Origin of the sequence: Caulobacter sp. (genome assembly GCF_049283275.1) — a bacterium.
Lineage (GTDB): Bacteria > Pseudomonadota > Alphaproteobacteria > Caulobacterales > Caulobacteraceae > Caulobacter.
The window spans coordinates 1-5,373 of the sequence record NZ_JBAPVS010000111.1 but is presented as its reverse complement, the minus strand read 5'-3'; the positions used below and the strand labels follow the sequence as shown (position 1 = coordinate 5,373).

Below are 5,373 nucleotides of genomic sequence, written 5' to 3'. Positions count from 1 at the left end.
GTGCAGGCCGGCGCGCAGCCCATCAGTTGGATTCAGCTTGCGTGCGAACTGCAGCGCGACTGGCGGCGCGAAAGCACCAAGGCCGGTTTCGCCGAGATCGTGTTTTCGTCCATCCATCCCTGATTTCAGTTTCCACGGGAGGTCGCTATGATCAGACGCGCTGCAAGACTATCGACCATCGCCGCGTTTGCCGCTCTTTCCGGTGCTGCTCAGGCCAAGCCGCCGGAACCGGTTCGCAACATCGTGCTCGTGCATGGCGCCTTCGCCGACGGCTCGGGCTGGAGGGGCGTCTATGACCGCCTGACCGCCAAGGGCTACAAGGTCAGCATCGTCCAGAACCCGCTGACCTCCCTGGCCGACGACGTCGCCGCCACGCGTCGCGTGCTGGCGCGTCAGGACGGCCCCACGATCCTGGTCGGCCACTCGTACGGCGGCACGGTGATCACCGAGGCCGGCAACGATCCCAAGGTCGCGGGCCTGGTCTATGTCGCCGCGTTCGCGCCCGACGCCGGTGAGTCGACCGGCGACCAGCTCGCCGCCATTCCCGCGCCTCCCGGCTTCGTGATCGAGCCGCAGTCTGACGGCTTCGGCTTCATCAATCTCGCCGAGTTCAAGGCCGGTTTCGCCGCCGACATCAACGACGCCGACGCCGCCTTCATGCGCGACTCGCAGGTGCCGATCGCCATGTCGGCCTTCGGCGAAAAGGTCACGCGCGCCGCCTGGCGCGCCAAGCCCAGCTGGTTCGTCGTGGCGACCGAAGACGGCGCCATCGATCCGAAGCTGCTGCGCAAGACCGCCAACCGCATCGGCGCCGAGACCGTCGAGATCAAGGGCAGCCACGTCGTCTTCCTCAGCCGTCCCGAAGCGGTCGCCAACGTGATCGACAAGGCCGCCAAGACCGCCGCGGCTAAGGCGAAGTAAGACCAGACCGACCACAGACGCCCGAGGGTCCGGCCGCCGGCGCGCCAAGCGCGTCGGCGGCTGCGGCCGTGAACGCGGCTGGAAACGGCGGCGGCTATCCTGCTAGCGACAGGGCCCATGACCGCCAAAGCCGCGGGACCTAGAGGCGCACGGCTTTCAGGTCTCGTTCGGCGCCGCCGCACTGGCTTTGGCCAAAGCAGCTTGCGCCGCCGCGAGACGCGACCGAACGGCGGGAGACTTTAGCGGCTCGACCGAAACGACCTCGATGCCGCGCCCGTCTAGAACCTGGATCTTCAACGGCGTCTCGAAACGGTTGGAGAGCTCGCGCCAAGCCAAGAGTTCGGCGAAATCCTCGCCCGCTGACGCGGTGGAATAAAGCGACACGAACGGCGCCTGGCCCAACGCTCGATAGAGCGCGGGCGCTCGCGACGCGGGAAGCTTGGGTTCGCGTCGATAGGTCGTATGGCTGATCGGATCGGCCGCATAGGGCCGCGCCAAGCTGCGATAGTCCGTCCAGACTGTCCTGAACGGAGGGTTTTTCAGGGTGATTTCGAGCGCGCGGTCCATCACGTGCGCCGTCTCATGCAGCAGAATGTAGGTTAGGGCGGACATCTTGCCGGCCGACACCCGCACGCTGTAGCCCGATCCGTCCTCGGAAAAGAGCATCGCCTCCTTCTGGGTCAGGAAGTCCGACAGCGATTTGTCGAGCACCTCCGAGCGTATGGTGATGTCGGACATCGGCTCGCCGTTCGGGCCGTCGAAGGCCCGCGTCAGCGCGGTTCCCATGCTGGACGGCGCGTCGATGAAACTGAGCCGCCCAAGTCGGCGCTCCAGGACCTGTCGGTACTGCGCGGGAAGATCGGCGATGGCGTTTTCGACCAGCCTCCACTCCCGATCGGTGAGGACATGGGCCTTGGTTTCCTTTGCGCCCGCCTCGACATAGGCCTTGAGGGTCTCCTCATGCGGCGGGCCGATCCGCGCGCGCAGGGCCGCGGCGGTCTGGTCGCCGACGACGGTCGCGAACGGCGCGCCCCCTTGGGCCAGCCCATTTCCGGGCCACGCCAACCAGAGCAGTCCCCCGACCAGGAGAGCGCCCGACCAGGAACGTGAATTCAACGAGACTTTCGCCATGCGCGATCCCTCTTTTCGATCACCGGATTGCGCCAAAGAGCATGCCGGCTTTCACCTCCAAAGTCTTCGACGCGGCCGCCGCCTCATGGCGCGGCCGCGTCGTCTCATCTCGCCTCAGAGGCCGTGGGTCGCACGGATGTACCGGGAGGCCTTTTCCCCGATGATCACGCACGGAGCCATGGTGTTGCCCGTGGCGACCTTGGGCATGATCGAACCATCGGCGATGCGCAGCCCTTCGACGCCGTAGACGCGCAGGCTGGCGTCGACCACCGACATCGCGTCACGCCCCATCTTGGCCGAGCAAGTCTGGTGCCAGTAGGTCACCGCGGCGTCCCGCACATACTGCTCCATGTCCGCCTTGTTCAGCGGACCCGGCATGGCCTCGCGGGTGACCAGCGGCGCGAAGGCCTGAGTGTTGCCCAGGTCGCGGCAGAGCTCCACGCAGGCGATCGCCGCCTTCAGATCGTCCGGGTGGCTGAAGGTGTTCAGTTCGATCCGCGGGGCGATCGTCGGATCGGCCGACGCCAGGCGCACCCTGCCGCGGCTCTTGGGATGGGCGAGGCCCGCGAACATGGTCCAGCCGTGCTCGGGCACGCCGCGGAGGGCGGTTTCGGGGCTCGGAACCGGAAACTCGACCTGGCAGAACAGCAGGTCCGGCTCGGTCAGGGCCGCCTCGGATTTCCAGTAGAGGGTCGCTTCGCTGCCGCTGTTTCGCGGCGCAATCGGCTCGCGATACTCCCAGATGCAGCCGAACGACACGTGGTCCTGGAGGTTCGCGCCGACGCCCGGAAGGCTTTGCACCACCTTGATATCGTGGGCGCGCAGTTCCGCCTCGTCGCCGATGCCCGACCGCATCAGAACGGTCGGCGTCTGGATCGCGCCGAGGCAGAGAATGACCTCGTAGGCGACACCGAACCAGTGCGTCGCGCCGTTGCGAACCACCTCGACGCCGACGGCTCGACCCTGCTGGATCAGCACCCGGTTGACGTGGGTGTGGGTCAGCAGCGTCAGATTGGGTCGGTCGAGGAACGGATAGGTGAAGGCGCGGAAGATGGAGTGGCGCTTGCCGTCGCGGATCAGCACGTCGCTGATGGCGCAGCCGCCCGCGCCCTCCATCATCTCGCCGTTCGGCGAGGCGTAGGTCGGAATGCCCAGCTCATGGGCGGCGTCGACCATGGCGTAGGCCGCCGGACCAGGGTTGGGGGCCGATTGCACATAGACCGGTCCGCCCGTGCCGCGCCGCAGAGGATCGGCCGGTCCCTGCCAGTTCTCGATCTCCCGGTAGAGCCCCAGGACGGCGTCATAGCCCCAGGACGCGTCGCCGCTTTCCGCGGCGAAGTGGTCCCAGTCGCCGCGGTGGCCGCGCGCCCAGACCATGACGTTGATGCTGGAGCCGCCGCCGCACACCTTGCCCATCGACATCGGCATTGATCGTCCGTTCAGCTCCGGATTGGGCTCGGCCACGAAACCCCAGTCGCTGTCGCTGCCCAGATTGGTCGGCCACGCCGCCGGCTCCATCACGCTGGTTCGCTCGTCGCTGCCGCCGGCTTCGATCAGCAGCACCTGCACGGCGGGGTTCTCCGCCAACCGCCGGGCCAGCACCGAGCCGGCGCTTCCGGCGCCGCAGACGATGAAATCGTAGGTCGCCTTGAGGTTGGCCGCCCGCTCGGCCTGGTTGGCCGCCACCCGCGCGGCGAAATCGGGATGGTCGCTGGGATAGTCGTTCATGGTCCTACTCCAAACTCGGTAAGAGGTATCAAATTTATCAATTTCATCAAATACATCGAATTTGAAGCTTGTCAACGCGCCAAGGCATGGGCATCTGTTCGCATGCCCGAGGGCTTGGAGAGACGATGGACACGGCCGACAAGGACATCCTGACCACCACGGACGTGGCGAAGATCCTGGGCGTGTCGGTGCGCACCGCGCAGTTGCTGATCGAGGGCGGATCGATCCCGTCCTGGAAGACTCCGGGCGGCCATCGCCGCGTTTATCGATCCGCCGTGCTGGCGCTGGTGCCGGGTCAGGCCCTGAGCACCCTGCCGGTGTCGGCGCGGATGATCGTCATCGCCGGTCCCGACGCCCTGCCGAAACTGACGGCGCGACTGGCCAACGCCCCCTCCTGCTTCGTCGACGCCTATCCGGAGCCGTTTTCCGCCCTCCTGAACATCGGCGGCCGCTCGCCGGCCGCCGTGGTCATCGACGTGGCCTCCTTGCCCATGGCCTCCGACCTGCTGCGGGCCCTGGCGTCGGATTCGGCGCTGTCGCAGACGGCGATCCTGCTGGTCGGCCCCAAGGTTGAAACCTCGGCTTTCGCAGGGCCGGCCAAGGGCAGGGTCAGCTTCGTCGAGGATCTGGACGCCCTGGCCGAGGCCGCCGAGACGGCGGTGCGAGGACCAGCGGTTATCCATGCGGGACCTGAAGCAGGGTCGCTGTTCCCGCTGCCCGGCAACGAAGCCCAACGCCTCCTGGCGCTCGAGCGCTCGGGCCTGGTCGACACCCCGCCCGAGGACGCGTTTGACCGGCTCACCTGGCTGGCCGCTCAGACGCTCGGCATGCCGATCTCGCTGATCACCCTGCTGACGCCCACCCGCCAATGGTTCAAGTCGCGCCATGGCCTGGACATGGCGGACACGCCCCGCAGCTGGGCCTTCTGCAACCACACCATCCTGCAGCAGCGCTGCATGGTGTCGGAGGATCTGTCCGCCGATCCGCGCTTCAGCGACAATCCGGCTGTCGTCGACGCGCCGCACTTTCGGTTCTACGCCGGCTGCCCGATCGTCGACCCCGATGGCTTCACGCTGGGCTCGCTCTGCGTGATCGACACCCAGCCGCGCAGCCTGAACGACACCGAGCAGGCCATCCTGACCAACCTCGCGTCCCTGGTGTCGGACGAGATCAAGCTGCGCGTCACGGATGGGCGGTTGAAACGGGCCATGGATGCTCTGGACCGTAAGCCGCGCTGAGGCGGCCGGACCTTTCCCTAGAAACTCTTGGCCATCGATAGCAGCTGACTAGGCACAGGCCGACCGGGGCTCCAAAGATGAGGGGTCTAGGCATCGTGCAACTCCAACGGTCCGGATGCACCTGAACCGTTAGACGCCAGCCATCGACGATTATTCCGAGCGCGCATTTTTTCGTCGCCGCCGATGTCGCGGGAATAATCGGCGTCTCGAGAGCGTCTCACGATCGAGGCGCTTGATCGTCTCGCCGTCTGGAGACCTTCCATGTCCTTGGGTCAAACGCCTTCGAAACGCTTGGGAGGATGGTCCCTGGCGCTGGCCGCGGCGCTGGCCGCCACGCCGCTGGCGGCCAGCACGC

Annotated in this window: 4 protein-coding genes; 2 read left to right on the top strand and 2 right to left on the bottom strand. The window is 66.8% G+C overall.

What is annotated here, in order from left to right:
* The first annotated feature begins 147 nt into the window (after nt 1-147).
* Complete coding sequence (locus WAL33_RS05385; RefSeq protein WP_422179236.1) at nt 148-921, top strand: alpha/beta fold hydrolase; 774 nt, start codon at nt 148-150, stop codon at nt 919-921.
* A gap of 156 nt (nt 922-1,077) precedes the next feature.
* On the opposite strand, the gene WAL33_RS05380 is transcribed toward WAL33_RS05385, so the two are convergent.
* Complete coding sequence (locus WAL33_RS05380; protein ID WP_422179234.1) at nt 1,078-1,986, bottom strand: hypothetical protein; 909 nt, start codon at nt 1,984-1,986, stop codon at nt 1,078-1,080.
* Nucleotides 1,987-2,166: 180 nt separating this feature from the next.
* Nucleotides 2,167-3,780: a GMC family oxidoreductase gene (locus WAL33_RS05375; protein WP_422179232.1), complete on the bottom strand. Its 1,614-nt coding sequence runs from the start codon at nt 3,778-3,780 to the stop codon at nt 2,167-2,169.
* A 125-nt stretch (nt 3,781-3,905) separates the two neighbouring features.
* Between WAL33_RS05375 and WAL33_RS05370 the strand changes: the two genes are divergently transcribed.
* Nucleotides 3,906-5,018: a GAF domain-containing protein gene (locus tag WAL33_RS05370; protein ID WP_422179230.1), complete on the top strand. Its 1,113-nt coding sequence runs from the start codon at nt 3,906-3,908 to the stop codon at nt 5,016-5,018.
* Nucleotides 5,019-5,373: the final 355 nt, after the last annotated feature.

Bases quoted from the DNA above. Each gene is read 5' to 3' on its own strand.
- WAL33_RS05385 (WP_422179236.1), top strand. From the start codon at position 148: ATGATCAGACGCGCTGCAAGACTATCGACCATCGCCGCGTTTGCCGCT.
- WAL33_RS05370 (WP_422179230.1), top strand. From the start codon at position 3,906: ATGGACACGGCCGACAAGGACATCCTGACCACCACGGACGTGGCGAAG.
- WAL33_RS05375 (WP_422179232.1), bottom strand. From the start codon at position 3,780: ATGAACGACTATCCCAGCGACCATCCCGATTTCGCCGCGCGGGTGGCG.